24 protein-coding genes, 1 tRNA gene, 4 pseudogenes and 1 riboswitch are annotated in these 26,872 nt (G+C 57.4%); of the genes and pseudogenes, 21 read left to right on the top strand and 8 right to left on the bottom strand.

Annotated features, from left to right (window positions below; all coding sequences use genetic code 11):
• Positions 1-288 precede the first annotated feature (288 nt).
• Both AAYR33_08890 and AAYR33_08885 read right to left on the bottom strand, forming a co-directional pair.
• A complete protein-coding gene (locus AAYR33_08890) occupies positions 289-852 on the bottom strand; it encodes a hypothetical protein (GenBank protein ID XAO71102.1) in 564 nt (187 codons plus the stop codon).
• 904 nt (positions 853-1,756) lie between these two features.
• Positions 1,757-1,947: pseudogene (locus tag AAYR33_08885) on the bottom strand (transcriptional repressor).
• Positions 1,948-2,118: 171 nt separating this feature from the next.
• Between AAYR33_08885 and AAYR33_08880 the strand changes: the two are divergent.
• The 4 genes from AAYR33_08880 (at position 2,119) to AAYR33_08865 (ending at position 6,063) form a co-directional block, all read left to right on the top strand.
• Complete coding sequence (locus AAYR33_08880) at positions 2,119-2,985, top strand: zinc ABC transporter substrate-binding protein (protein ID XAO71101.1); 867 nt, start codon at positions 2,119-2,121, stop codon at positions 2,983-2,985.
• The gene (locus AAYR33_08875) at positions 2,982-3,692 is read left to right on the top strand and encodes an ATP-binding cassette domain-containing protein (GenBank protein XAO71100.1); all 711 of its coding nucleotides are present in this window, start codon (positions 2,982-2,984) and stop codon (positions 3,690-3,692) included. The genes AAYR33_08880 and AAYR33_08875 overlap by 4 nt, the downstream gene beginning before the upstream one ends.
• A complete protein-coding gene (locus tag AAYR33_08870) occupies positions 3,685-4,533 on the top strand; it encodes a metal ABC transporter permease (protein XAO71099.1) in 849 nt (282 codons plus the stop codon). Before AAYR33_08875 ends, AAYR33_08870 begins: the two co-directional genes overlap by 8 nt.
• Before the next feature lie 123 nt (positions 4,534-4,656).
• Positions 4,657-6,063, top strand: coding sequence for a glucosyltransferase domain-containing protein (locus AAYR33_08865; protein XAO71098.1), 1,407 nt, complete (start codon positions 4,657-4,659; stop codon positions 6,061-6,063).
• A gap of 267 nt (positions 6,064-6,330) precedes the next feature.
• On the opposite strand, the gene AAYR33_08860 is transcribed toward AAYR33_08865, so the two are convergent.
• Both AAYR33_08860 and rlmB read right to left on the bottom strand, forming a co-directional pair.
• Positions 6,331-7,029, bottom strand: a complete 699-nt coding sequence (locus tag AAYR33_08860; protein ID XAO71097.1) for a glycosyltransferase — start codon at positions 7,027-7,029, stop codon at positions 6,331-6,333.
• Positions 7,030-7,319: 290 nt separating this feature from the next.
• Positions 7,320-8,012, bottom strand: a pseudogene (gene rlmB / locus AAYR33_08855) (23S rRNA (guanosine(2251)-2'-O)-methyltransferase RlmB).
• A 185-nt stretch (positions 8,013-8,197) separates the two neighbouring features.
• Here rlmB and AAYR33_08850 point away from each other — a divergent pair.
• Positions 8,198-8,283 (top strand) — tRNA-Tyr (locus AAYR33_08850).
• A gap of 205 nt (positions 8,284-8,488) precedes the next feature.
• On the opposite strand, the gene serB is transcribed toward AAYR33_08850, so the two are convergent.
• Complete coding sequence (serB, locus tag AAYR33_08845; protein XAO71096.1) at positions 8,489-9,379, bottom strand: phosphoserine phosphatase SerB; 891 nt, start codon at positions 9,377-9,379, stop codon at positions 8,489-8,491.
• A gap of 39 nt (positions 9,380-9,418) precedes the next feature.
• Here serB and miaA point away from each other — a divergent pair, with 39 nt between their 5' ends.
• Genes miaA through AAYR33_08820 form a run of 5 tightly spaced genes read left to right on the top strand, consistent with a single transcriptional unit; the run spans position 9,419 to position 14,076 of the window.
• Positions 9,419-10,390, top strand: a complete 972-nt coding sequence (gene miaA, locus AAYR33_08840; GenBank protein ID XAO71095.1) for a tRNA (adenosine(37)-N6)-dimethylallyltransferase MiaA — start codon at positions 9,419-9,421, stop codon at positions 10,388-10,390.
• A 40-nt stretch (positions 10,391-10,430) separates the two neighbouring features.
• Positions 10,431-12,227 (top strand): biosynthetic-type acetolactate synthase large subunit, encoded by a 1,797-nt coding sequence (ilvB, locus tag AAYR33_08835; protein ID XAO71094.1) that lies wholly within the window; start codon positions 10,431-10,433, stop codon positions 12,225-12,227.
• Positions 12,227-12,748 (top strand): acetolactate synthase small subunit, encoded by a 522-nt coding sequence (ilvN, locus tag AAYR33_08830; GenBank protein ID XAO71093.1) that lies wholly within the window; start codon positions 12,227-12,229, stop codon positions 12,746-12,748. Before ilvB ends, ilvN begins: the two co-directional genes overlap by 1 nt.
• A 24-nt stretch (positions 12,749-12,772) precedes the next feature.
• Entirely contained in the window at positions 12,773-13,792 is a 1,020-nt protein-coding gene (gene ilvC / locus AAYR33_08825) for a ketol-acid reductoisomerase (protein XAO71092.1), read from the top strand.
• 32 nt (positions 13,793-13,824) lie between these two features.
• Entirely contained in the window at positions 13,825-14,076 is a 252-nt protein-coding gene (locus AAYR33_08820; GenBank protein ID XAO71091.1) for a hypothetical protein, read from the top strand.
• A 135-nt stretch (positions 14,077-14,211) separates the two neighbouring features.
• On the opposite strand, the gene AAYR33_08815 is transcribed toward AAYR33_08820, so the two are convergent.
• A complete protein-coding gene (locus AAYR33_08815; protein ID XAO71090.1) occupies positions 14,212-14,520 on the bottom strand; it encodes a putative quinol monooxygenase in 309 nt (102 codons plus the stop codon).
• 59 nt (positions 14,521-14,579) lie between these two features.
• A riboswitch (glycine riboswitch) is annotated at positions 14,580-14,667 on the top strand.
• 106 nt (positions 14,668-14,773) lie between these two features.
• Here AAYR33_08815 and gcvT point away from each other — a divergent pair.
• The 3 genes and pseudogenes from gcvT (at position 14,774) to gcvP (ending at position 19,251) form a co-directional block, all read left to right on the top strand.
• A complete protein-coding gene (gene gcvT, locus AAYR33_08810; protein XAO71089.1) occupies positions 14,774-15,910 on the top strand; it encodes a glycine cleavage system aminomethyltransferase GcvT in 1,137 nt (378 codons plus the stop codon).
• 16 nt (positions 15,911-15,926) lie between these two features.
• A pseudogene (gene gcvH, locus AAYR33_08805) lies at positions 15,927-16,280 on the top strand (glycine cleavage system protein GcvH).
• A gap of 79 nt (positions 16,281-16,359) precedes the next feature.
• Positions 16,360-19,251, top strand: a complete 2,892-nt coding sequence (gene gcvP / locus AAYR33_08800; GenBank protein ID XAO71088.1) for an aminomethyl-transferring glycine dehydrogenase — start codon at positions 16,360-16,362, stop codon at positions 19,249-19,251.
• A 17-nt stretch (positions 19,252-19,268) separates the two neighbouring features.
• On the opposite strand, the gene AAYR33_08795 is transcribed toward gcvP, so the two are convergent.
• Together AAYR33_08795 and AAYR33_08790 are read right to left on the bottom strand one after the other, a co-directional pair.
• On the bottom strand, positions 19,269-20,231 hold the full coding sequence (locus AAYR33_08795; GenBank protein ID XAO71087.1) for a TonB family protein: 963 nt from the start codon (positions 20,229-20,231) through the stop codon (positions 19,269-19,271).
• Positions 20,232-20,557: 326 nt separating this feature from the next.
• Complete coding sequence (locus AAYR33_08790) at positions 20,558-21,337, bottom strand: alpha/beta fold hydrolase (protein XAO72447.1); 780 nt, start codon at positions 21,335-21,337, stop codon at positions 20,558-20,560.
• Between the two features lie 274 nt (positions 21,338-21,611).
• Here AAYR33_08790 and AAYR33_08785 point away from each other — a divergent pair.
• From AAYR33_08785 to AAYR33_08750, 8 genes and pseudogenes are all read left to right on the top strand, one after another.
• Positions 21,612-22,280: pseudogene (locus tag AAYR33_08785) on the top strand (chloride channel protein).
• Positions 22,193-23,272, top strand: a complete 1,080-nt coding sequence (locus tag AAYR33_08780) for a chloride channel protein (protein XAO71086.1) — start codon at positions 22,193-22,195, stop codon at positions 23,270-23,272. The pseudogene AAYR33_08785 and the gene AAYR33_08780 overlap by 88 nt, the downstream one beginning before the upstream one ends.
• 194 nt (positions 23,273-23,466) lie before the next feature.
• Entirely contained in the window at positions 23,467-23,817 is a 351-nt protein-coding gene (locus tag AAYR33_08775; GenBank protein ID XAO71085.1) for an AtpZ/AtpI family protein, read from the top strand.
• Positions 23,818-23,891: 74 nt separating this feature from the next.
• The gene (locus tag AAYR33_08770; GenBank protein XAO71084.1) at positions 23,892-24,641 is read left to right on the top strand and encodes a F0F1 ATP synthase subunit A; all 750 of its coding nucleotides are present in this window, start codon (positions 23,892-23,894) and stop codon (positions 24,639-24,641) included.
• Between the two features lie 47 nt (positions 24,642-24,688).
• Positions 24,689-24,913 (top strand): ATP synthase subunit C family protein, encoded by a 225-nt coding sequence (locus AAYR33_08765; GenBank protein ID XAO71083.1) that lies wholly within the window; start codon positions 24,689-24,691, stop codon positions 24,911-24,913.
• Between the two features lie 59 nt (positions 24,914-24,972).
• Positions 24,973-25,548 (top strand): hypothetical protein, encoded by a 576-nt coding sequence (locus AAYR33_08760; GenBank protein XAO71082.1) that lies wholly within the window; start codon positions 24,973-24,975, stop codon positions 25,546-25,548.
• 12 nt (positions 25,549-25,560) lie between these two features.
• Positions 25,561-26,079, top strand: coding sequence for a F0F1 ATP synthase subunit B (locus tag AAYR33_08755; GenBank protein XAO71081.1), 519 nt, complete (start codon positions 25,561-25,563; stop codon positions 26,077-26,079).
• A gap of 57 nt (positions 26,080-26,136) precedes the next feature.
• Positions 26,137-26,871: a glycosyltransferase family 2 protein gene (locus AAYR33_08750; protein ID XAO71080.1), complete on the top strand. Its 735-nt coding sequence runs from the start codon at positions 26,137-26,139 to the stop codon at positions 26,869-26,871.
• Position 26,872 lies beyond the last annotated feature (1 nt).

The following is a 26,872-nucleotide window of genomic DNA, read 5'->3' as shown; positions in this document are numbered from 1 at the left end:
GGTATCTACGCCTGAAAAATATGTGAGATTTGTTGATTTCAGGCCGAGAGAAGCTGCCAATTAATTTGCAACATGACCGTTTCACCGTCTGTATCGCCGAGCGCCACGTTCGTATTTGTCCCAGCTGTACTGACAATATTGTTGAGAAATCCATCTTGCAAAGCACGGATTTGAAAAGTCACACTTTGGTGAACTCGTCCCATTATGGGTCTTCTCAAAAACCTGAAATATCCGGCGAAAGTCCAGCCGATAATGGCGCTGAAAAACGGCTTCTTGATACGTTCACGACTATAAAATGATTTTCGGTGAAAGAGAGAGTGTGACAAGGTAGGTGCTTCCGGCCTTTACGTAATAATCATCGGGTAGGTTGATCCCCTGGAGGAACGTATTTAAGTAAAGTAACGTCACGTTGGACAATCTTTTCGACACTGAGAAAGATCCGGGTGAGGGCTCCGTTGGTGTCGGTGACTGGACGGGCGGTCGCGGGTTGCTTCCGTCGGCGAGCGTCGATGTGTAAAGGGTGACAGTGTCCTCCGTCGCCTCCTGGTCCGTGATGGTGTAAATAGCATTTTGCTGCCGGGCGACCGGAGTCGTCGTGATCGGTGGCAGCAGGGTGCCGAGTTCACCACCTTCAACGATGAGACGCGCTTCAAATGAGGCAACGGCCCACGGCATATTCTCAATATTATGGGTGATGCCGCCGCTGCTCGCATTATAGTCTCGCGTCCGCGCTTGTAATCGTCCGTTCGTTGGGAGTTGCGACACTGTATTATGTTGTGTGACAATGTTATTGTTGGATAATGTTGATGGCTGCCTGCCAGCAAAATAATGCTGCACGGACCAATCATTCATCACCTCGCCAACATTACAGCCGCAATCGACGTAAGGCGCACATTCAAATTTTGTAAAGAAGAAAACTGAGAAGTCGTTGCCCTGATATCAGCCCGATTACGCGGGCGCGCGGCGATCAACGCGGCGCAGACGCCGATTTCCTGCAGGTCATTTTTATCGAAATGCGTGATTGACGCTCTTTAAAAGGGCCGTGGGCGTTCCCTTTTTTCAACGGATGACGCGCGCAGCTCAACCGGCCCGATGCATCAGACTTTTCACCTCAGATTTAAGGGAATAAATCCTGATAAAGTGCGGTCAGAATTCGCCAATGACATGGGCATTTGCTTTTGCGGCAACAAAATTGTTTCATTATTATTTATACAAGGCTTTGTGATGTCTTTTGTTAAGTGAATATTAATTTCATTCAATAAAAAAGTCAAATCTTTTCAATGTCTTCCGCCTGAAAGCCGGAAAGGGCGCCACGAGCTGACCAAAAAATTGTCGAAGTTAAACAATGATCGCGTTTCAAAAGCAGTCTGAAAAACGACGTCAAATAATGCGCATCGGGCCGTGGAGGGCGCGTCAAAGTGAGGCGAAACAGGGCACAACATCGTCATCCTGCCGCGTCTGCGCCTCGTCTCCCCGCCATTCGGCGTTCAAAGGTCTGCCTGCTGCGCAGTGCGCTTCGTCAAATTGACGGCGCTGGCGGTATGGAGGTTATCGTGCGTGCATTGATCGCAGATGCCTTCAATTTCCACAGTGGAATGATGGCGTGTAAAACCTGATGCTGCGGCGGTCTCGGCATGGCCTCTTCTATTTCTCCGCCGCAAACCCCCCTTACATCGTGGCATTGGAGGCAGATAAGAAACTGCACTTTGTGCCGCGGCGCGTCCAGACCGTGTAAAGCACGCGTGTGAGAGCAGGCGATGAAAGCGGCCAGACGTTCAAGCCGGTGAATCAACCCGCGAGACAGCAGAAAATCCAAGGCGCGGTAAACGGTGGGGGTGCAGCATTTCGGCGTGTCAGCCTAAGCTCTTCCAGAATGTCATAGGCACCGACGGGGCGGTCATGCGATAAAATGAGGCGCAGAACCTCACGCCGGATAGCCGTCATCCGGATATTGCTGGCTTTGCACTTCTCTTCCGCCGCGGCGAGAATGGCTTCAATTTTCTGTTGATCGTCTGAGGTTTTTCCGGATGTTTTCATGACAGCGCTAATTCCTGGATTGTCATTTCGAGAAGTGGGCCTCTATATTCGCATGGAATGAGATGTAACTATGTAACGTTTGTGAGGGTTCAATTGCGCAGCGTCGCCATCGCTCTTCTGACCCTCCTCCTCAGTGTCCACAATGCGACGGCGCATCCACTGCGCGTTATCTGCGTTGAAGCCGTCTGGTGCAATATCGTGTCGCAACTGGGTGCGGGTGTCATAGTAACGCAGGATCTGACCACACGCCAAGCAATTGACCCGCATTTTCAGCAGATTTCCGCAAGCCAGATCAAGCGGCTCAGCGCTGCGGATTACGTGATTGTGAATGGTGCCGGATATGATGACTGGGCCGCCCGTTCCATCCACGCGCTCGGGAAAACGCCGTCTTCCATCATCACCATTAGTGCGCTCGCCCCGGAAGTGGCGCGCCGCAACCCGCATCTTTATGACAGTCTCGATGTGGTCACACGCTTCGCCCGACAATGGACATCGACACTCACGCAGATTTTGCCGCAGGATCGTGACCGTCTCATCGCCAATCAGAATGGTTTTTTAAAAGATCTCTCCTCCCTGCGTGACAGAATTGCGGTCATGCGAAAACGGCTTCAGGGAAGCCGGGTCGCGGAGAGCGAGCCTGTCTCTGCGCTTCTTCTGGAGGCCCTTGGCATGATAACGGTTGATCAGCGGTTCGCGCTGGCGATCATGCATCATGCGGAACCGTCGCCCCAGGATGTCGCCCGTCTGGAGACGGCTTTTCAAAACTATGATGTTCGCGTCTTCATCGTTAACGCGACCGTGTCCGCGCCATCGGTCGATGCTTTGAAAGTTAAAGCCCGTCAAGCCGGCATTCCGATTATTTACAGCGCGGAATATCCCCCTGAAAATAAAAGGTGGCAGGATTGGATGAATGATCAGCTATCGGCTCTGGACAAAGCCCTGCCGTGACAGATTTTGTGTCGGCCCGGCGGTCGGATGAGATTGAAACCTCTAGGCCGCCGGTTATCGAGATTTCCGCCCTGCGCATCGGTTACGGGAAGCATGTCCTCCTCGAAAATGCGGATCTTTGCCTCTATGAAGGGGAATTGGCGGTTCTGATGGGGGCGAATGGCCACGGAAAGACGACATTTCTCCGCACCATTCTTGGCCTGCACCCTTATATGGCGGGCTCTGTCAATATTCTCGGTCGTGCCGCGCATTTGGGGCAGGGTGGAATCGGTTACCTCCCCCAGGGACGTCGCATGCCCGTGCCGCAAATAACTGCGCTGGACTACGTAACATCGGCATGGCGTGGGGCCCGTCTAGGCCCCCTCAATTTCTCCCCGGCCTGCCATAAGGATGTGGCGCGCGCCCTTGAGCTTGTCGGGGCGGCGGGCTTCGCGCATCGGCCCATGGGTCTTCTCTCGGGTGGGGAAAAGCAGCGCGTGTTTCTGGCCGTCGCCTTGCTGGCGCATCCCAAAATCCTGATCCTTGATGAGCCGATGACGAGTGTCGATGCAGAGGGGCAACAGCAGATCGCTTCCCTCCTGGTACGACTCTGCCGGGACCTTCGTCTAACGATTCTCATGAGCACGCATCACCTCGACCCTTTCCGCCGCACACCTCATCTGGCCCTACGCCTGACGCATTGTCGGTTGGAAAAATCCGATGTTTGAGTTTGATTTCATGCGCCATGCTTTCCTGACATCGGCATTTATTGCGGTCTCATGCGGCGTGGCCGGCTGGTTTCTGGTGCTTCGTGGTCAGAGCTTCGCCGGTCACGCCCTCTCCCATGTCGGTTTTACCGGCGCGACAGGTGCCGTCCTGATCGGCCTGTCGCCCCTTGCCGGGATGCTCGCCATCACCTGCGTCACAGCCATCTTTATGGGGTGGGAAGCCACCTCCGCGTCGCGGGCCGACCAGCCGCCCGATCACGCACGGGATAGTGTGACGGGCCTCGTCCTCGCGGCGAGCCTCGGGATCGGGCTTTTGTTTCTGAGCTGGCAGGTATCGCCAGCCAGCAGCGCAACATCACTTTTATTCGGCAATCTGTTCGGGGTGGATCGCGCTTTGCTGACGCCACTCATCGCCATCTCGACAATCGGTGTCGCCATCATGATGTTGATCGCGCGGCCTCTGCTACATGCCAGTCTTGATCCTGATCTCGCCATAATTCAGGGTGCGCGGAAACGATGGATTGCGGTGATTTTCATGCTTGATGTCGCGTTGGTGACGTCTATCTGCGCCATGATGACCGGCATTCTGCTCGTTTTCGCGCTGCTCGTCGGCCCGGCGGCCACGATATTGCGGCTTGGCTTCTCGCCACTTAGGGGCGTTTTCACATCAGCCATGCTGGCTTTGACATTGGCATGGGCGGGGATCGCCCTCTCCTGGTGGACTGATGCACCGCCTTCATTCTGGATCAGTGTCGGGCCCGCCCTATGCTACGGGCTGGCGTGTCTGATGATGCGGCGACGGACCTATAGAAAGGCCGGACGCGCCGCCTCTAACGATTAATCAACGCGACCAGAACGATAAAGGCAACAAGAAAGCTCTGCATGATGATCAGATGTTTCACCCCGATAGCAGGGACATCGACGCGGTTTTTGGGAGCGGCCATGCAGGTCTTCTCTCTGTAAAATGAGGTCTGATATTGTAGATCATGTCGGGTGCGATGGAGCGCAGTTCAAGCTTTATTCGTCAGGATCATCCATCGGCGTCTCCTACCCATCCGGATTTTCATCCCGTAATGACGATATTTCAGCCGAGGAAATTATGTTTTTCGAGCGCGTTTCCGACAAGGAAGAATTTCTGATACGTTTTTTCCTGTCCCTCATTTTAATTGGGTTATTTGCTTATCCGATCATTCACGCAAATTTCTACCTTATCGACGATCATGGGCGCGCGCTCTACCCTTATATCGGCATGGCGGCGAACGGGCGTTATCTCTCCGAACTGCTTTTTATCGCCCTAAATGCGACGTTCCATCAGTATGACATTGCCCCACTCACGCAGATCCTGTCCGTCGCTATTCTGTCTCTGGCTTTGACGTCGCTTTCCACGGCATGGCGCTTTAACCGTCTTTCGGGCTTTCTTGCCCTTAGCTCTATCGTCTGCTCGCCATATTTCCTCGAAAATCTCTCTTACCGTGTCGACTCGCTTTATCAGTCAATGGCGCTCGCGACGGCTGTTGCAGCACTCTCACTCTCCGCGCCCATGACAGGTTTGCGTCGATATCTGACTGTGGCTTCGGCCCTTTTCCTGACCGTCAATTTATATCAGCCGGCAGTGAATATGTTTCTCGTCCTGCTTTGCCTCAGCACGCTTTTTCAGATGTTGGAGGGCGGCATCAAAGCTGCGTCGCTCTATTATGTCAAAAATCTCCTCTGTCTCGTCGCCGCGCTCTGCGCCTATAAGGCTGAAACATTCCTTCTCCATCTGGAAGGATTCAATTTCGATTATCTGCACCTGCATGCTGCGACGACATTCAACCCCCACATCATCGCGCGCCACATCGCTCAATTTGTCAGACTATATCTCAATGAGTATGCGCGGAGTAATCATGCGCGGATCCTCCTCATCGGCTTGATTGGGGGTGTCGCGGGCCTTGGCCTTCAAGCTTACAGATCTCGCGGTGTCCGGGGCGGTATCTTCGCCATTCTCATGCTGGGCGTGGCCGTAATCTCCATGCCGGGCGTCATGACGATCCTCGCCATACCCGTCTTCGACGTACGCGTGCTCATGAGTGGGGGTGTTTTTCTAGGCCTGGCAACATGCTTCCTCATCGGTCGACATGCGGCATTCAGAAGCTGGCGGCGCGTGCCGATTTTGCTGAGTGGATGGATGCTCCTCACTCAATTAATGATGGCTTATGAGTGGGGTAATGCCGCACATGCTCAGGCGCTTTTTGAAAACAGGCTCGCCGCCGGGATTGTGGAAGATATTTATACGGCGAGTCACGGGCAGCCGGTTGCGCTGCGCGTCTTTTCATCCTGGGGGGATTCGGACCCGGTGCCAGTTGACCCAAAAGCGCGCGTGATTTTTTAAAATCGCTCCTCACCCCATTTGGACGCGCTTCTCACAATGTTCAAAATCTGAGGATGGAATGATGTCATCCTCAAAGAATTTGGCCTGCAGAGCAACGCGACATATTTCGGCTTCGATGAAGAGAGTTCTGCCTTTCCGATGAGGGCGGCCGCGGCAATGCGGCAATCATGCCGTTTTGATCATCAGATCGCCCGCCGTTATTATAGCCTTTATCAGACAGGCGACCGGATTCTGGTTGATTTCAGCCGCGCCTGTCCGATCCAATGATCACTCCGCGTAGACGCGCCTCTTTATAAAGAGAGGCCGTTGTTTCGCCTCCATATAAATGCGCCCGATATACTCGCCCAACATCCCGATGCTCATGATCTGCACGGACCCGAAGAAGATCACGGCGCAGAAAAGGGACGGATAGTCGGGCGCATTGGTCCCGGTAATCAGGGTCCGCACGAGGATGAACATCCCATATAGGGCCGCCACGCAGGCGCCGGAAAAACCGATATATGTCCAGATCCTGAGCGGGATCTTTGAGAACCCCGTAATGCTTTCAAGCGCGAGATTCCAGAGGGCGAGTCTGGAAAAGGACGTTTCACCCGCGAGGCGGGGTGGGCGCGTGTAATCGATCGTCTCGGTCTGAAACCCAACCCACGCGAACAGGCCCTTCATGAATCTTCGGCGTTCCGGCAATTGCGCCAGCGCATTGATGACGGCGCGGTCCACCAAACGGAAATCACCCACATTTTCAGGAATTTTCACTTTGGAAAGGGCGTTGTGGACGCGGTAAAACCAGGCGGCGGTCAGGCGCTTCGCATGGCCGTCAGATGACCGGTCCACACGTCGTGCGAGAACGACATCCGCATCGTCACGCCATTTTGCCAGCATTTCAGGGATGAGGTCCGGCGGGTCCTGAAGGTCCGCATCCATGATAATCACGGCGTCGCCCTTTGCCTCAAGCAAGCCTGCGGTCATCGTCTGGCCGTTCTGGCAAAAAACCGTGATAGCATAAAATCTTTACGCTGTTGATGCGGTGACGTCTCGCTTGATAATTGTAAAGGCCAACTGCCCGTTGAAATGAGAACCATGATCAGGTTGCGACGCGGGGTCTCTGACCTTACACTTGCAAACTGCGCGCCTTGGAGGGCGCGGCAACCTTGGTAACGGCCTGCTACGCTCTTCTTACTGATTCTGGATAGATAGATGGCGTGCCCCTTACAGCGCGATGTCGTGCACGCATCTCATCCCGCCGCGTTGGCCAGACTTTACGGCCGGGCGAGCTCATAGAGCGCGACAGAGGCGGCGACGGAGACATTGAGACTCTCCATGTCGCCCTGCATGTGCAATCGCGCGATTTCGTCACAATGTTCGCGGGTCAGGCGACGTAAACCTTCCCCCTCCGCCCCGAGAACAAGCGCCGCGCGTCTCTCCCCCAGACCCTCCCGTGACAGGATGTTGCCTCCGGTATCCAGGCCGATGACCCAATATCCCGCTTTCTGCAACTGCGCGATCGCGCGGGAGAGATTGACCTCACGCACCACCGGAACGACATCCAGCGCGCCGGACGCGGCTTTTGCCATCACCCCGCTTTCTTGCGGGGCGTGGCGGTCCTGAAGGATAATGCCCGCCGCGTTAAAGGCGGCGGCGGAGCGCAGAATGGCTCCGATATTGCGTGGGTCCGTTACCTGATCGAGGATCAGGATCGTCCCCTCCCGATCGGATAGATCCTCTATCGCGAAAGGCGCCAGAGGGGCGACGCGCAAGGCGATGCCCTGATGCACCGCATCGCGACCACAAAGGGGGTCAATGCGGCTGCGATCAACAATCTGCGGGGCCACGGCCTGCATGATCTCGATCTGAGAGAGCGCTTGCGCAGCCTCCCGTGTCACAAGCAGTTCATGGGCCTGCCGATGAGGATTTTTGAGAGCGGATGTCACGGCATGTAAACCGTACATCCAATAACCGGCCTGCCCCTTATGGCGGGGGCGGCCGCGTGCTCCGTGTGGCGATCGCGTTTGTTGTGTCTCGACATGGTTCACCCTATAAGCGAAGTCGCGCCTGCCGTCATGTGACAAAAGCGGCCTGCTTTGACGGAAGGGCGTTGACAGATCGTGTAGAAAGCCATATCCCGCAACAACCGAACGGAGAGGTGCCCGAGTGGCTAAAGGGGGCGGACTGTAAATCCGCTGGCGTACGCCTACGTTGGTTCGAATCCAACCCTCTCCACCATGATCCGTTATCACGGCCTTTCTTCCCTTCTTACACCTCCCGATTTTGCCCGGCTTTCCGCCGTAAGGTCTTCACCCCTTGTCATGCAAGCGCCCGAATCTAGGGGAAAATTTGGGGGCAACGAAAATCGGGTGGGGCATCCGGACGGGTTTTTGCAAAATCCGCTTTCGTCAGCTTTGACGACGTCATCAGTCGCGCATCTCACCTACTCAACGAAATCCTCAGCCCGGTAGCCCTGGGCAAAAAGCAGGCTTCGCAAAGTGGTGAAATTGACCTGAAGCGGCACCTCCGCCCTTAACTTCGGCTTGCCATGAAAGGCGATGCCAAAACCGGCATGGTGCAACATGGGTAGGTCATTGGCGCCATCACCGGTTGCCAGCGCTGCGGAGAGCTGCGCGCCGCGCTCAGCGAGGAGGCGGGTCAAATGCGCCTTTTTACTGTCAGGCCCGAGGATCGGCACGGCGAGGCGTCCGGTGAGCGTGCCATCCTCAATCCCCAGCACATTTCCATGATGCTCATCAAACCCGCAAGCCTCTGCGACGCGGGAGGTAAAGAATATGAAACCGCCGGAGACGAGGGCGGTGCGGGCATTATGGGCGCGCATGGTTTTGACGAGCGTTCTGGCACCTTCATTGATTTGCGTCGTCTTCCAGACATCTTCAAGCAAAGCGGCGGGGTGCCCGCGTAGCAGCGCGACGCGCTCCGTCAAGGCGGCCGCGAAGTCGAGCGTCCCGTTCATCGTCGCATCTGTGATGCGTTTGACCGCGTCCCCGCACCCGATCAAGGCGGCAAGCTGGCCCAGCGTTTCATCCGCGACGATTGTGCTGTCCATATCAGCAATCAGGATGGCTTTACGACGGCCGCGCTGTTTGACAAGCAGCGCATCGACCCGATGAGGGGTCAGTGCGGCGCGGATCGTGGCCGGCGTTGCGGCGCCCGTTCCGGGTTTGCCGCAGGGGATCTCAACAGCCTCCCCCTCTGACAGAATGACGGGCCGCGCTCCTTTGACCATGGCGCGGGCAATATCGACGGCTTCCGGGGGAAGGGGCCCCGCTTTGCGGTCAAAAATAAGGACGAGTGCGTAAGGGTGGGTCATGAACTCGCGGAAACTTCTTTTCTGTGTCACAAACGACGCATGCAACACACGCCGACCGCGCTTATTGTGACCGGACCGACGTGCTCCGGCAAGTCGGCTCTGGCATTTTCCCTCGCGCAGCTTTTTGACGGGGTCATCATCAACGCGGACTCCATGCAGGTTTACCGGGATCTGCGCATCCTGACAGCACGCCCGTCAGAGGCGGAAATGCAGGCCGTGCCGCATCGTCTTTACGGTGTCCTTGACGCGGCGGAAAATGGAAGTGTCGCCTGGTGGCGTCGCCACGCCCTGGATGAGATGGAAGCGGCTCTCGGATCGGGCAGATTGCCGATTTTCTGCGGCGGGACGGGCATGTATCTGCGTGCCCTTATCGAGGGCCTGGCGGAAGTGCCTGACCCGGGGCCGGAAGTCCGCGCGGAAGTCCGCGATAAACTCGCGGCTGAGGGACCCGAATCGCTATATACCATGCTCCAGACGATTGACCCTGACGCGGTCAGCCGGATCGCACCGGCCGATGGTCAGAGGCTGGCGCGCGTCTGGGAGGTATGGCGCGGAACGGGTAAAACCCTGAGCTGGTGGCGGCGCGAATCGCCCCTTCCCGCCGCTTCAGGCAGCTTCATCGCTCTGCGACTCGACCCACCGAGGGACGCGTTGCGCGCGGCGATCGCGGCCCGCTTTGATGCCATGTTGGATCATGGCGCGATTGAGGAGGTCACGGCTTTGCGCGCCCGCAATTTACCCCCTTCCCTCCCGGCCATGCGCGCCCATGGCGTGCCGGAATTGATCGCATTTCTCGATGGAAATATGACCCTGGTGATGGCGCGTGAACGTGCAACCCTTGCGACGGGACAATATACGAGGCGGCAAGCTACGTGGTTTAGACATCACGAACTTGCTAGCGCGGCGCACACGTATAATTTATCGCAAAGATTTGAACAATATACGCAATTTTCGGAAAGAACGTTAGAAGGTTTAGAAATATTTATAAGGGCGCGATTGACGCGCTGTTGAATTTTGCGGTAATCCCCCTTTCTCAAAAGGGAGGTTGGTTATGTCCGATTCAGATCATCCGGTCGCGACATCGTCAATAACGGCGCAAAATGGCGCGCAGCAGCTTCTGGACCTGTTGGTCGAGCACGGTGTTGATGTTATTTTCGGCTATCCTGGCGGCGCGGTCCTTCCGATTTACGACGCGTTGCACCAGCGACATGATATTCGTCACATTCTTGTCCGGCATGAGCAGGCGGCTGTCCATGCGGCGGAGGGATATGCGCGCGCCACGGGCAGGCCCGGCATCGTGCTGGTGACAAGCGGCCCCGGCGCAACCAACGCCGTGACCGGCCTGGTCGATGCCCTGATGGACTCAATCCCGATCGTCTGTATTTGCGGACAGGTCCCTTCCGCGCTAATCGGCAATGATGCGTTTCAGGAAGCGGACACGACCGGCATCACGCGCCCTGCGACGAAATATAATTACCTCGTCAAACACGGGAAGGACCTTGCGCCCATTGTGCGGGAGGCCTTCCGTGTCGCGACGACGGGGCGGCCCGGCCCTGTGCTGATTGACCTCCCGAAGGATATTTCTGTCGGTAAGATTGAGGCGGCACCCTCGCGCTTCGGTAGTCGGCGACGCCCATATGCACCGCAGACCCGGCCGGACCCTTCCGCGATCCGGGAAGCCATGGCCATGATGAAGAAGGCGCGTCGGCCCCTCTTCTACACAGGGGGTGGGGTGATCAATGCGGGGCCAGGTGCCTCCGCCGCGTTGCGGGAGCTGGTGCGTAAAACCGACTTCCCCGTCACCTCAACCTTGATGGGGCTGGGCGCCGTCCCGACGACGGACCCGCATTTCCTTGGCATGTTGGGGATGCATGGCAGTTACGAAGCCAATCTGGCGACGCATGATTGCGATCTTCTCATCGCCCTGGGTGCGCGATTTGATGACCGCGTGACGGGGCGGGTCGACACATTCTCTCCGGGGTCACTCAAGATCCACGCGGATATTGACCCTGCGCAGATCAATAAAATCATCCGCGCGGACTACGCCCTTATCGGTGATGTCGGTCTCACTCTTCAGGCATTGAATGAGATGTGGGAGGGCGGGCCAAATGAACTGTCTCAATGGTGGCAGATGATTGATGGCTGGCGCGCCGTTGATAGTTTTGCTTTCAAGCAGGATATGGATCCGGCGGCAATCATCCGGCCCCAACACGCAATCAAACGCCTTTACGAAGCCACACGGAAGATGAAGACGGATGTGTATGTCTCGACAGAAGTCGGGCAACATCAGATGTGGGCGGCGCAGCATTTTCATTTCGATGCACCGAATCACTGGCTGACTTCAGGCGGATTGGGAACAATGGGTTATGGCTTACCCGCCGCAATCGGCGCACAGATCGCCCATCCGGAGGGGCTGGTCATTGATATTGCGGGCGAGGCTTCCATCCTGATGAATATTCAGGAGCTCGGGACGATGGCGCAATATGATCTGCCGGTCAAAATCTTCATTCTGAATAACCGGTATATGGGCATGGTGCGGCAATGGCAGGAATTATTGCACGGCTCACGCTATGCCCATTCCTACAGCGAGGCCCTGCCTGATTTCACCCGGCTTGCCGAGGCCTTCCATGGCAAAGGCGTCAGGGCCACCTGCATTGGTGAGCTGGATGCCGCGATTGAGACGATGTTGACGCATAAGGGCTCCGTTGTCGCTGAAATCTGTGTGAGCCCTGATGAAAATTGTTTCCCCATGATTCCGTCAGGGGCGGCGCATAATGAGATGCTTCTCGGGCCGGACCGACAGACGGACGCCGCGCGGATCACCGATGAAGGCATAATGTTGGTCTAATGAAAGAAGAACCCATAAAAACGGCGATCATCGCCGTGATCATCGAAAATGAGAGCGGGGCGCTGGCCCGGGTTGTCGGGCTGTTTTCAGGCCGCGGCTATAATATTGAAAGCCTCACTGTCTCGGAAATCGACCCGGCCCATCATATGTCGCGCATCACCATTGTGACATCGGGAACGGAGATGGTCATCGCGCAGATCAAGGCGCAGTTGGGGCGTCTTGTCCCGGTGCATGGCGTGCTTGACCTCAGTGAGCCGGGGCCGCATGTCGGGCGGGAGCTGGCATTGATCAAAGTGGTCAATCGCGGTGACCCGCGGACGGAGGCCATGCGCATTGCCGATGCCTTTCACGCTCGCATTGTCGATGTTTCCGCGACATCCTGCGTGTATGAAGTCACAGGTTCAAGCGATAAAGTGACGGCTTTCATCGACCTGTTGCTTCCGCTTGGCGTGATGGAAGTCGCGCGGACCGGCATCGTCGCCATGACACGCGGCGCGCAGAAATCCTTTCAGTCAGCCTAATTTAAAATGTGAAGGAGAACACCGATGCGTGTTTATTACGACCGTGACTGCGATCTCGGCTTAATCAAAAGTAAAAAACTGGCCATTATCGGTTACGGTAGTCAGGGACATGCCCACGCGCATAATCTTCGTGACAGCGGCGTCCGCGACATTGTCGTCGCCCTGCGGCCGGACTCAAAAGCTGTCGCGAAAGCGCAGGAGGCCGGGTTTAAAGTGATGACCCCCTCTGAGGCGGCATCCTGGGCTGATGTAGTGATGGTGCTGACACCTGATGAGGGGCAGGCCGCTCTTTACAAAGAGCATCTGGAGAAAAACCTGAAACAGGGGGCCGCCCTCGCTTTTGCGCATGGTTTATCAATCCATTTCCGCCTCATTGAAGCGCGTCCTGATCTGGATGTTTTTCTGATTGCGCCGAAGGGCCCTGGCCACACGGTGCGGTCGGAATATCAGCAGGGTGGTGGCGTGCCGTCCCTTGTTGCGGTGGCGCAGGACGCATCCGGAAATGCGCTCGATATCGCGCTCTCTTACGCTTCGGCCAATGGTGGTGGCCGGGCCGGTATCATTGAGACGAGCTTCAAGGAGGAAGTCGAGACGGATCTCTTTGGTGAGCAGGCGGTTCTCTGCGGTGGGCTGGTGGAGCTGATCCGGGCCGGGTTTGAGACGCTTGTTGAGGGCGGTTATGCGCCTGAGATGGCGTATTTTGAATGCCTCCATGAGATGAAACTCATCGTCGATCTGATTTATGAAGGCGGTATCGCCAATATGAATTATTCGATTTCCAACACGGCGGAATATGGTGAGTATGTAACCGGCCCCCGCATCGTGACCCCGGAAACGAAAGCTGAAATGAAACGCGTTCTGACGGACATTCAGAATGGCACGTTCGTGCGGAATTTCATTCAGGAAAATCAGTCGGGTGGTATTGGCTTCAAGGCCATCCGCGCACGTAACGACGCGCATCAGATTGAAAAAACAGGTGAGAAACTGCGCGCGATGATGCCCTGGATCGCGAAGGGCAAATTGGTGGATAAAGCCAGAAACTAACCCCTTGTCTGAGGCCGCCTGCACCCTGTCAGGTGGTCGTCATGAAGGTCCAGAGGCACTGCGATGGCGCGTCACGCCGCCAGGCAGTGCGCCATCTGACGCGCGCAGACTTATTTCCCGATCCTGCCCGACTGCGCTGGCATTGTCGCCATCTGGCTCTGATTTTGCGTTGGGTGATCCTGGCGGAAGAGACCCCACTCTTCAATGATGCGCCCGTCGGGAAGGTGGCACAAAGCGTGCACGCCTTTTTCATCCCGGACCATCTGCAACCCACCGCCTTTTGAATGCAATAAGTTGATGCCGGATTATTCATACCGGTGCGCGCATTGGAGAGCAGAAAATCCTCACGGGAGCACGCAGCGAGAAGCGGTACCGCCAGGGCAACGCCGGTAATCGCGGCGCGCCTGAACGGAAAAATCTTATCGCGCTGGGGCCTGATGGGTGAAAAACCGGACATATTTCTCCTCAACCTCAAGCTCTTTCAGCGCTTCCGCGAATTTTTTGAAATGTGGCATTTGCAGATGCGCGTCAAACGCGGCACGGTCTTTGTAGGTTTCGTGCAGGACAATCGCGCATTTGTCGTCATTATCCGTCAGAACATCGAAGCCGAGACAGCCTTCCTCATCACCGAGGGAGTGGCGGCTGTCGAATAGGCAGAGTTCAAAAAACGCGTCAAAAGAGTCTGGCACGACGGAAAATTCGGTGAGTACGATGAAAGGTTTTGACACAATCATTTCCTTAAGTTTTCGATGGTTGATTTAGAACCGGAGTTCTGCCAAGAGTAAAGCCTCGATTTACGGGAGAGGCTGGTTCTGACCAGCGCCGAAGGAGCAACCGCCCCGGAAACTCTCAGGCAAAAGGACCGGAATCGTTTTACTTCTGGAAAGAGGCGTCTTCAAGGTGTCCGCCGAAGGGATAGCGATCTCAGGCGAACCGACAGAAGGGGCAAAGATTTCAACCTCTTTCAGGAGGCGTTCGTCTTTGTCCCAAACATTGTATCGCACAGCTCTCCACGCCCTCCATTTCCGTCTCGGCGCAAAAATGGTGCCTTTCGCCGGGTATGACATGCCGCTTTATTACAAAGCGGGGTTGATGGCGGAGCATCTCCACACACGCCGTGCGGCCGGTTTATTTGACGTGTCCCATATGGGGCAGATCGAGATCACCGCGCGTGAGGGCGGGTTTGCGGCCCTCGCTACCGCGCTGGAAAAACTGATCCCCGTTGATATTGCGGGTCTTAAGGATGGCCGACAGCGTTACGGCTTTTTCACCCTGCCAAATGGGGGGCTCCTTGATGATCTGATGGTGGCGCGACGTGGTGAGGCCATTTTTATGGTCGTCAATGCGAGCCGTCAGGAAAAGGACCTCGCGCATCTCCGGGCGCATCTTGAAGATGACATCGTCGTCACCCCTCTCGAAAATCGTGCGCTCCTCGCCTTGCAGGGGCCTTTATCCGCGGAGATTATGGGCGCGCTTTGTCCGCCAAGCCGTGACATGCGGTTTATGGATGTCATCGATACTGAGATTGGTGGCGTCGCCTTTATCCTCGCCCGGTCGGGTTATACGGGCGAGGACGGATTTGAGCTGAGCCTCCCCGCCGCCCACGCCGCCTCCGTCGCGGAGAAAATCCTGTCCGATCCGCGTGTCCTTCCGATCGGTCTGGGCGCGCGCGACAGCTTGCGGCTTGAGGTCGGGCTGTGTCTTTACGGCCAGGATATCGATGAAAACACCACCCCCATAGAAGCCTCCCTGCAATGGGCGATCCCGAAATGCCGTCGTGCGGATGGTGCGCGGGCAGGGGGCTTCCCCGGCGATGATGTGATCCTGAAAGAACTGGCGGAGGGGCCTGCGCAATGTCGTGTTGGCCTCGCTGCAACGGGACGCGCACCGATCCGCGCCAGGGAGATGCTCTATGCGGACCAGGAAGCAAAAAAACCCATCGGCAAAGTGACATCCGGCACTTTCGGGCCGTCATTCAACGGGCCGGTCGCCATGGGCTATGTGACGCCGGCTTTCAGTAAAACAGGGCAAACGATTTTCGCGGCCCTCCGCGGGAAGGTGACAGACGTCCATATTGTCGGCCTGAATTTTGTCCCCGCCGGTTACAAGCGTTCATGAGTGGAGAATGCCGAATATGATGGTTTTTTACACCCCGTCCCATGAGTGGGTTCGTCTGGATGGTGATGTTGCGACGGTGGGCATCACCCGCCACGCCGCGGAAGAATTGGGAGAGCCTGTCTTCGTTGAAGCCAGGGATACCGGGACAGCACTTGCCCAGGGCGAAGCGGCGGCTGTCGTGGAGTCGGTCAAGGCGGCCTCCGATATTTATGCGCCGGTCGCGGGTGAAATCGCCGGGTTCAATGAACAACTTTCCGACTCCCCGCATCTGGTCAGCGAAGATCCTGAGGGGGCTGGGTGGATCTTCACGCTCAAGATCACGGACCGCACGCAATTGGACGGTTTGCTGGATGCAACCGCCTATAAAGCCTCCCTTTTAAACAAGTCTGTCGGCCAGGCGGTTACGTCGGCCTGGCATCATGATCCTGTCCGCAAGGAGTTTCGTTTCCGTGTCGCAACGCGATCCCCTTTGGCCTGCGTCTACGGCCGCGCCCTTTATCGACCGCCATGTCGGACCGCGCACGCGCGACATTGACGCCATGTTGCACACGCTTGGCCTCGATAGTCTGGATGCGTTGATTGATGCCACGATACCGGCTGAAATCCTTGATCGCGAAGGGGCGAACCAATCAGAGCGTCGCATTGGCGACGCGCTTTCTGAAGCGGAAGCACTGACAAAATTGCGGGGGATGGCCCAACAGAATATCGTCATGCGCACCATGATCGGGCAGGGATATTATGATACCCTCATGCCTGCGGTGATTCAGCGCAATATCTTCGAAAACCCGGCCTGGTATACCGCCTATACCCCCTATCAGCCTGAGATCAGCCAGGGCCGCCTTGAGGCGCTCATCACCTTTCAGACTATGGTCAAAGATCTGACTGGGCTGGATATCGCCAACGCTTCTTTATTGGATGAGGCCACGGCCTGCGCGGAAGCGATGACAATGTCGCATCGTGTCTCCCGGGTGAAAGGCGATGTTTTTTTCGTCGATGCGGACACGCACCCGCAAATTATCTCCGTCCTGGAAACGCACGCCGCACCGCTGGGCTGGCAAATCGTTGTCGGCAAGCCGGAGGACGCCGCCTCGCGCGACGATATTTTCGGTCTTCTGCTTTCCTACCCCGGAAGCTCCGGCGCGGTGCAGGATGATCGGGATCTCATCGCGCACCTGCGGGATCGCGACGTCATCATTACCATGACGACGGATCCGCTGGCGCTGCTTCTGCTCAAACCCCCCGGTGAGATGGGTGCGGATATCGCTGTCGGTTCCATGCAGCGTTACGGCGTGCCGATGGGTTTCGGCGGCCCCCATGCGGCTTTCATGGCGGTCAGGGAAAGCTTCAAGCGGCATATGCCGGGGCGGCTCATCGGTGTCTCCCGCGATTCGGCGGGTCGCCCCGCTTATCGGCTGGCCCTGCAAACGCGTGAGCAACATATAAGGCGGGAAAAAGCGACCTCAAATATCTGCACCGCGCAGGTTCTGCTCGCCGTGATCGCCGCGATGTATGCGGTCTATCACGGCCCGGAGGGCCTGCGCGCCATCGCGAAACGTGTGCATCGCCTGGCGTCGATCCTGGCAGCGGGGTTGCGTAAACTGGGCGTCCCGCCTGTTTCGGATGATTTTTTCGACACCCTCACCGTCTCAGTCGGTAACGATGCTGATGTGATCCTGAAGCGCGCTGAAGCGAAAGGCATTAATCTGAGGAATGCTAGCGGCGGCAGGATCGGCATATCCTGCGATGAGGTGACTTCCGCGGAGGATATCAAGACTCTATGGCAGGTTTTTGCGCCAGGTGCGGATATTGATGCGCTTGAGGCCGAGATCACCGTGCCGCAAGCGTGTTTCCCAACGGTTTTGCAGCGGGAAGGGGCGCTTCTGACGCACCCGGTCTTTCATCAATATCGATCAGAGACGGAGATGATGCGCTATCTGCGCCGCCTCGCGGATCGTGACCTCGCGCTTGACCGGACGATGATACCGCTGGGTTCTTGCACCATGAAGCTCAATGCCGCGACAGAAATGATGCCGGTCTCCTGGCCCGAATTTGCCACCATTCACCCTCACGCGCCCGCGCATCAGGTTAAAGGATATCACACGCTTTTTGCGTATCTGGAGCAGGTGCTCTGCCGCGTGACGGGCTATGACGCTGTGTCACTCCAGCCTAATTCCGGAGCGCAGGGGGAATATGCAGGGTTGCTGGCCATCCGGGCCTATCATCAGGCGCAGGGGGAGGCGGAGCGCGATATCTGCCTGATCCCGGCATCGGCGCATGGTACGAACCCGGCTTCAGCCCATCTGGCGGGGATGCGTGTTGTCGTCGTGGCCTGCGATGCGCAGGGCAATGTTGATCTTGATGACCTCAAAGTGAAACTCGCTGCTCATAAAAACGCTGTGGCGGCGATGATGATCACCTACCCCTCAACCCATGGCGTATTTGAGGATCACATCGTGGCCTTATGCTGTCTGGTGCACGCGGAAGGGGGGCAGATCTATCTGGACGGTGCCAATATGAACGCCCAGCTCGGGCTTGCTTACCCGAGTCTGTTCGGCGCGGATGTCTCGCATCTTAACCTGCATAAAACATTCTGCATCCCGCATGGGGGTGGGGGGCCGGGTATGGGCCCGATCGGCGTCAAAGCGCATCTCGCATCCTACCTGCCCGGTCAACCTGAAAAAGGCGGCGCGCACGCCGTGTCGGCGGCCATGTATGGCTCAGCGTCCATTTTGCCAATCTCGACCGCCTATCTCATGATGACGGGCGATGCCGGGTTGCGGCGCGCGACGGAACTCGCCGTGCTAAATGCCAATTACGTTGCGCATCGACTTGAACCCTACTTCCCCGTCCTCTATCGCGGCCGCCAGGGTTATACAGCGCATGAGTGCATCATTGATCTGCGCCCGATCAAAGATGAAACCGGCGTCACTGTTGATGATATCGCGAAACGCCTGATTGATTACGGTTTCCATGCGCCGACCATCAGCTTCCCCGTGCCAGGCACATTCATGATTGAGCCGACGGAGTCGGAAAGCCTCGCGGAGCTGGATCGCTTCTGCGATGCCATGATCGCCATACGCGCTGAAATCGCGGAAATTGCCAGGGGCGATATGGCGCTGCCGGAAAGCCCACTGCGCCACGCCCCCCACACATTACACGACCTCACGAGTAATTGGCAGCGCGCCTACACGTGCGCGCAGGGATGTAGCCCCATGGGGGAAAGTGCCGCGGATAAATATTTCCCACCCGTCAATCGTATTGATAATGCCTGGGGAGACCGAAACCTCGTCTGCGCCTGTCCTGACCCCTCAGCTTATGAAGATGTTCCGGCCACTGATTGACGTTAGCGGGTCACATATTACCCGCGTATCAAGATGTAATTGATGGTCATATCAATATCAAAATGGTCACCAACCATGTCTGGCGGGATCGGCGGGAGCTGCGCATGCATACTGAAAATACTCATGGCAGCGGCATCCAGCGCGTAGGAACCTGATTGCCCCGTCACGCGGACGGACTTCACCCGCCCCTGTCGATCCAGCACAACATGCAAGGAGGATTCCCCCCCCTCCCCATTGGCCACGGCGTCGGCAGGGTAAAAGAGCCGGCTCCGGATCCAGCGTGAGAGCTCCTCCCCATAATCTTCACTCACGCCACGGATTTTCCGCACGGAGAGATTAGGTGAGTTCACCGTTCCATTTTTGACGAGAGGCCCGTAAGACATATCCACCGGTCCGTGCGCGCCGCCATAGTGTCCCGTGCGTCGGCGGGGAGAGGGTGAGGCATCGCTGTAATCCAAATTCGCCATGTTCTCAAAGGGGTTTTTGGATTTCGGCGCGCTTTGGCGGCGCTGGGCATGGCGAGGTGGAAGAGGCGGCGCGTCGGTCGGGATGGCGGCGCTTGTCGTGGCGGAGGTGGTGCGTTCACCCGCCTCATCAGGCGGCATCACCGGTGACATGGGTTGCGGTGTCGCGCTGCCTGATGTCTCGTCCCGCGCAACCTCATCCTGAAGGTCTTCAGAGTTTCGCACGGGCTTGCCATGCGATAGCAAACCGGCTTTCTGCGCCCCCGCATCACTATTATTTTCAGGCCCCTGCATCGCACGCTGCATGGGGGTATCAAACGTCACCTCCACCTTATCCGGCAGATCACCTTGCGCGTGCCCGAGGAAATCATGATGCCGCGATTGCCAGATAAGCAGGGTGACAAGGCATAAATGCAGAATGATCGTGCTGAAAAACGGCCCTGAGAAAGAATTTTCCGGCGCGGCGCGCGGCGTCAGTTTTGTGCGGGTCGGGTGCAAGCGGGCGATGGGCGGCACATATTGCGCAAACCGACTCTTGATCGTCGCCTTCGGCGGCGCTTCAGCCGTCGACGCTGATCGTTGTGAAAAAAGGCGCGGCTCAACGCGCCGCGCCGCGTCCCCTTGATGCCCCCGGAGCTCCGAACGGATTTCGGTCGATTTAAAGTCCGGCGTGCGGTTCAGCGGAGCACCTGCGTCATAAAAATCAGAACAGGGCCAGCGCGCTTATTGCCGCGACCGGCCAGGGGTCAATATGGCGTCATCGCCCGTATTTAAAAACCCTTCGACGCGCGATCTGAAACATTACCGGCGCTTTGCCTGCCTCTATCTGCGCGGGGCTGATTTCAGTAGGCGTCGAGGAAAGTCGTTAAAAATGTGTTGAAGGTTTTGGGATCCTCGGCATGAAGCCAATGACCGACCTTCCTCATCGTTTCAAGCCGGTGATTGGGGAAAAGTTTTTTCATGACATCGAAATGCTTTTCCGAGATGTAAGGCGAATTCTCACCCCGGATGAAGAGCACGGGCCCGTCATAAACGTGTCCCTCCGGCACGTAAGGCCAGTTTTCAATGTTGGCGATGGACTCGGTAATGTCCTGCAACCCCATCGTCCAACCCGGGTCATCGCCCAGACGGATATTCTGCAGGAGCAGATCACGCACCTGTTGCGATTCAACGACGGTGCTTAAAAGATCGTTCGCACCCGCTCGATCCAGACGTTGCGGGAATTTGAGTTGAAGCAGGTCAAGCGCCAACTTGCCCTGACCATATCCGGTCCGTGCCGGGGCCATATCACCAATGACGAGGGAGGAAACAAGTTCTGGGTGTTCAAGGGCGAGAAGCATCGCCACCTTTCCCCCCATTGAATGTCCCATGATGGCGGCCGGTGTCGCGTGATGCGCGATCATTGTCTCTGCGACATCCTGCGTCATGGCGGGGTAATCCCCCGGACCATGCGGACTGTCACCGTGATTGCGTAAATCAATGGCGAGTGTGCGTCTTTTTTCAGCGATGCGCCGCTGAAAAAACCCCAAATTGCGTGCGCGACCATAAAGGCCGTGCAGAAAAACCACGGGCGGGCGTGAATTTTCGACTTCTGGCTTGCGTTCTATCACGTTTAACAACACGGTCGGTCTGAACTCCGGATCTCCAGCCACCTGGCATCGTCCTTTCCCAGGACGTTGAGGATAAGTAGTACTGCGTCAGGCGGGGCAGTTCAACGCCCAAGCGCGCCAGAGGACAAACTTCCATGTCGCTTGATGATCATCGCACAAAACCCGCCTCCCAACGCTTCCTTTCCTTGCGCCGCTTCACCTGCGCGCGCTCGTGGGACGTCATGAGGTCTGGCTGGTTGCACTCGCCGTGTCGGTTGGGGCGCTGGCGGGTTTATGCGTGTGGCTGATGACGCTGACAACGCGCTTTGCCCATAAAATTCTCTTCAATATTCCGGGAAGCGGGCGCTTATCGGGCGTGGAACATATCGCGTGGTGGCGCGTCCTGATCATCCCTGCCCTTGGTGGATTGGTTCTGGGGCTTTATAATTTGCGCCGACATCACAGGCGGGGCGCGCAACCTGTCGATCCGATTGAAGCCAACGCGCTCCATGGTGGGCGTATGTCCGTGCGGGATAGCTGCGTCGTCGCGTTTCAGACTTTTCTCTCCAATGGTTGCGGGGCCTCTCTGGGTCTCGAAGCTGGTTTTACACAGCTCGCCGCCGCATTCGGCTCCCGGATCGGGGCGGCCTTCCGTGTGCGGAAGGAAGATCTGCGCATTCTCGTCGGATGTGGGGCTGGTGCGGCGATCGGTGCGGCATTCAACGCCCCGATGGCAGGCTCATTTTATGTCTTCGAATTAATTCTCGGCAGTTACTCCCTCGCCAATGTCGCGCCCATCGTTGTCGCAACGCTTTCCGCGATCGGCATGACGCAGCTCCTTGGTTACGAGACGCGATTACTCACTTTCCCGGCTTTTGAAACATTTGAATGGCAGGATGTGCCACCCGTCATCGCATTGGCCATCATCTGCGCCCTCCTCGGGATCGTGATCATGAAAGGCGTCGCGCAGGCGGAGCTTGTTTTTCAGAAATACATTGCGAAGTCATGGCTCCGGCCCATGATGGGGGCATCGTCGTCGGGTGCCTCGCCCTTTACACACCGACGGCCCTCTCAGGCGGACATGCGGCGATGGGGTTGGTTTATGATGGCCAATTTACCCTGCTCGTTGCGGCAAGCTTTCTGCTCGTCAAAATCATTGCATCCTGCGTGTCCATCGGTGCCGGATTCCGCGGTGGCCTGTTTTTTGCGTCACTTTATATCGGCGTTCTGACAGGGGATATTTTCCACGCTATTTTGCGTCTGGTGGGGGTAACCCATTTTCCCCCGCAACTCGCGATTACGGTCGGAATGGCCGCTATGGCCACCGCCATTATTGGCGGCCCGATGGCCATGGTGTGTCTCGCGCTTGAAATGACCGAGGATTTCGTACTCGCCATCGGCGTCCTGCTGGCGAACATAATGGCTATGCTGACAGTTCGGCGCCTCTTTGGCTATTCCTTCGCGACATGGCGCTTTCACCTGCGTGGCGAGACGATTCGCTCCGCCCTTGATGTCAGCTGGATGCGCCGCCTCAACGTCAAAAGCATGATGCGGGCGCCGGATGCCGTCATGACGTGCGACACGTCCATCTGTCAGGCCAGATCATCGATTCCACTTGGTGCCGCGCGCGGAGTCGTGGTGGTGGATGCGGCGCAGAATTATGTCGGCATCGTGCAACTTAGTGACCTCCATAATGATTTGCATGCGGCTAATAAAAAGATCGCGTCACTGACCATGCTACATCATCATTTCCTCACACCATCCATGAATATCCAGGAAGCCGTCCATATCTTCACCCTCGCGGAGGCGGACGCGCTCGCCGTCGTCGAATCATGCGCCGATCGCAGATTGCTCGGCGTATTGACGAAGAAATATGCGTTGCGCCGTTACGCTGAGGAACTGGACCGCAATCGACGGGAATGGGCAGGCGAGGCGCGGCTTCGGCGTGATGGCCCGCATGGCGCGTAACGGAACAGGGCGATCCGGTCCTTCCGCTTGCGCCGGGGCCTGAATGCGGCGTTGTGCGGCCGTGTTTAATTACCATGCTGTTGAAAAAAACGCCTGACTCCACCCGATACGGTCCCGCAGCGATTGACATGCTGCAACTTCATGGCTAGCAACCGCGTCATCAAGGCAGCTCATATGACAAGGGGGTGGGCGGTATGGAATTATCGAAAGAAGATGGCGCTGATAAGCCCTCACAATCACGGGGGGCAAGCTTCGATCAAAGGCTGGCTCAGGCCGAGTCGCGCCTGGGTCCGGACCCGTCTATGCGGGATGAGGCCGACGCGGCATCGGGCGAGAATGCGGGAAAGGGCGATATGTCCCTTTTCGGCTTTGCTGCGCGTATCGAGACCGAAATGGTTGCCGCGCTCGCCGTGGGTGGCCTGATCGGTTACGGGTTTGATCGGCTATTGGGATTCCGTGCCTTGTTCCTCGTCATTTTCGCCCTTGCCGGTGGGGCTGCCGGCACGTTAAACGTTCTGCGCGCCGTCAAGCAGGCTGATATCTGAGGGGCAGGTGCAGGGCGGTCATCAGTTTTACAGCCATCGCGACCGGTGGCTGAGGTAGAAGCGGGAGAGGCAGTTTGGCCGCCGAGAGAACGATCGACGCACTCAGTCAGTTCGAGCTTTATCCGGTGCTCGGACAGGTGGGTGCGGCACTTCAGATCAGCCAATCCCCTGTTTTTATGGCCATTGCCGTCCTGATCGTGCTGGCGCTGCTTTATGCAGGCATGCGCCCCGCCGCCGTCGTGCCGGGGCGACTGCAGGCCGCAGCCGAAATTGGCTATGAGTTCATCCATAATCTCGCTGTTGAGACGATCGGGCCGAAAGGGACGACATTCTTACCCTTCGTCTTCGCGATCTTCTTCTTCATTCTGACGGGTAATTATCTCGGCCTGCTGCCTTATTCATTCACTTTCACCAGCCACATCGTCATCACGGTGGCGCTGGCGCTGATGGTGTTTGCCGTCTCCATTCTGGCCTCACTCAGATATCAGGGTTTCGGCTTTTTCACGCATTTTATGCCGGAGGGCGCGCCGAAATTGCTGGCGCCGCTGCTGATCCCGATTGAGATCATCTCATTCCTGTCGCGCCCGGCCAGCCTTTCCATCCGGCTTTTTGCGAATATGATGGCAGGCCACGTGCTGCTGGAGGTCTTTGCCGGTTTCACCATTATGCTGGCCGGGGTTGGGATTTTCGGCCCCGTACTCGCCGTGGCGCCCGTCGCGATCAATATCGCCCTGATGGGTCTGGAATTGCTGGTGGGTTTGTTGCAGGCTTATGTCTTCGCCATTCTCACCTGCATTTATCTGCGTGAGGCCGTGACACATTAATGTCGCCGCCTCGATATCTCTCGTTTGTTTGATAAGGAAGTAACTTCATGGACGTCTCAGCTGCTCGTGAAATCGGTGCCGGTATTGCTGTCATCGCCCTTGCCGGCGTCGGTATCGGGCTCGGCAATATCTTCTCGACCCTCGTAAGCTCGATTGCGCGCAACCCGGCGTCGCGCCAGCATGTTTTCGGGCTTGGTATGCTCGGCTTTGCCCTGACGGAAGCTGTGGCGCTCTTCGCGCTTCTGATCGCCTTCCTGATTCTGTTCGTCTGAGATCGGGTTAATTCGGCATGCCAAGGGCCACACGATCATCATCGACGCGTTTTGGGATTTTGTCCCGTGCGCTGATTTTGACATTGGGCGTTTATCCCGCTTTCGCGCGGGCCGAAGGCATGCCCCAGCTTGATTTCAAAAACACGCTCCTGCTGGGTCAGGTCTTCTGGGGCGCGATCATCTTCATCGCTTTTTACCTCGCGCTCAGCCGTTCAGCATTGCCGCGGGTGGAGCGTGTTCTCACGGATCGTCGCCAGCGTATCGAGGGTGACCTTGAGACGGCGCGCCATGCGCGACGCGGTGCCGATCACGCTGTGAAAGAGTTACGTCGCGTCCGGAAGGAAGCTGCCGCCCAGGCGCAGGAGAATATCGACCGCGTCCTCCGTGAAGCCCGTGAAGCCGCGGAGTCTGAAAATCGCGCCATGGCCGAGCGCCTGAACCGTGAGATCGTGGAAGCTGAAAAACGCATCGTGGCTAAGCGGGAGGCGGCCATGGCGGCCCTGCCAGACGTCGCGACGTCAACGGCGGAGGCGATTATCGCCAAAATCCTGACGCCACCGCACGCAGCCACCACGCCATCCGGCCAGGCCATTCGGGAAGCTGTCGCGCAGGCGCTCCCGCGTCAGTCAGATTGATCGGAGGGCACCATGCTTCACGACCAGAGATTTTATGTCGCTGTTGCCTTCGTGCTGTTCTTCGTCTTTTTTGGACGCAAGATCTGGCGGGTGGTGGCCTCGGGACTGGACGGCCGCGCCGCGCAGGTGCGGCGCGACCTCGATGAAGCGGGCGCTTTGCGCCGCGAGGCCGAGAAGATGCTTGAGGATGCCACGCGCAGCCGTGAAGAAGCCATTGCCGACGCCAAAACACTGATCGAAAATTCCCGTCGTGAGGCCGCCATGATTGCCGATGCCGCCCAGCGCAAGGCGGAGCAGGTTCTTCAACAGCGGGAGCGCCTCGCCCATGATCGCATCGCCGCTTCCCGCCGCGCCGCGATCCAGGACGTGAAGGAGGCGGCTTCCCAAGCTGCCGTCACGGCTGTGCGATCCCTCATGAGTCAGGATGTTGCGCGCGACGATTCGCTGGCTCAAAATCTATTTGAACAGGGTCTCGATGCCTTGCCGGATGCGCTGAACAGGCATGACGGGAAAACGGCGAAACGCCACTAATGCTTTCGGCGCGCTCATGCGCTTCCGAACAAGATCGGGATGAGGTAAGCTTCAGAAATGTCCCGCCCTCTCTCGATCGTCATCGCTGTTCTGAATGAGGCCCGCAATGTGGGGCCGGTTTGTGCCGAACTGTCAAAAAAGGCGGCGTCATTCCCTGAGCATGAAATCATTTTCGTCAACGATGGCAGCACGGATGACACATTGGCGTCGCTGCGCGCGGCGCGGGCGGCGGGGCTGACGCAGATGCGGATCATTAGTCATGACCGGCGTCTCGGCAAATCCGCGGCGCTCCGCACCGGCATTGAGGCGGCGCAGGGACAGTGGATTGCCACGATGGATGGTGACGGGCAGGATGATCCAGCAACCATCATTGCAATGTATCGGGCCGCTACGCACGCTATGGGGGCGGAGGCCGAGGCGCCGATCGTCGTCGGTGTGCGGCGCAAGCGACGTGACGGGATCTCCCGTCGACTGGCCACGCGTTTCGCAAACGGGTTACGACAAAAACTCCTGAAGGATGGCTGCCCGGATACAGGGGCACCCATGAAGCTTTTCCGGCGGGACATGTTTCTGCGCCTGCCGCAATTTGAGGGCCTGCATCGGTTTTTGCCCGCTTTGTTTGGCACGTATGGTGCGCAGCTGATCTGTATCGAAACGCAGCATCGGCCCCGCCTGCATGGCGTTTCAAAATACACCAATTTCGACCGCGCCTGCGTGGGGTTTCGCGATATCATGGGTGTTGCCTGGCTTCAGAACCGCACGCGCCTGCCGCGCCAGCTTACGGAAGAATAGC

The sequence above is a fragment of the Acetobacteraceae bacterium genome, from assembly GCA_039613835.1.
In the GTDB taxonomy this organism is placed as follows: Bacteria; Pseudomonadota; Alphaproteobacteria; order Acetobacterales; family Acetobacteraceae; genus Sorlinia.
The sequence above is the reverse complement of the archived record's forward strand: the minus strand, read 5'-3'. Positions and strand labels throughout refer to the sequence as shown.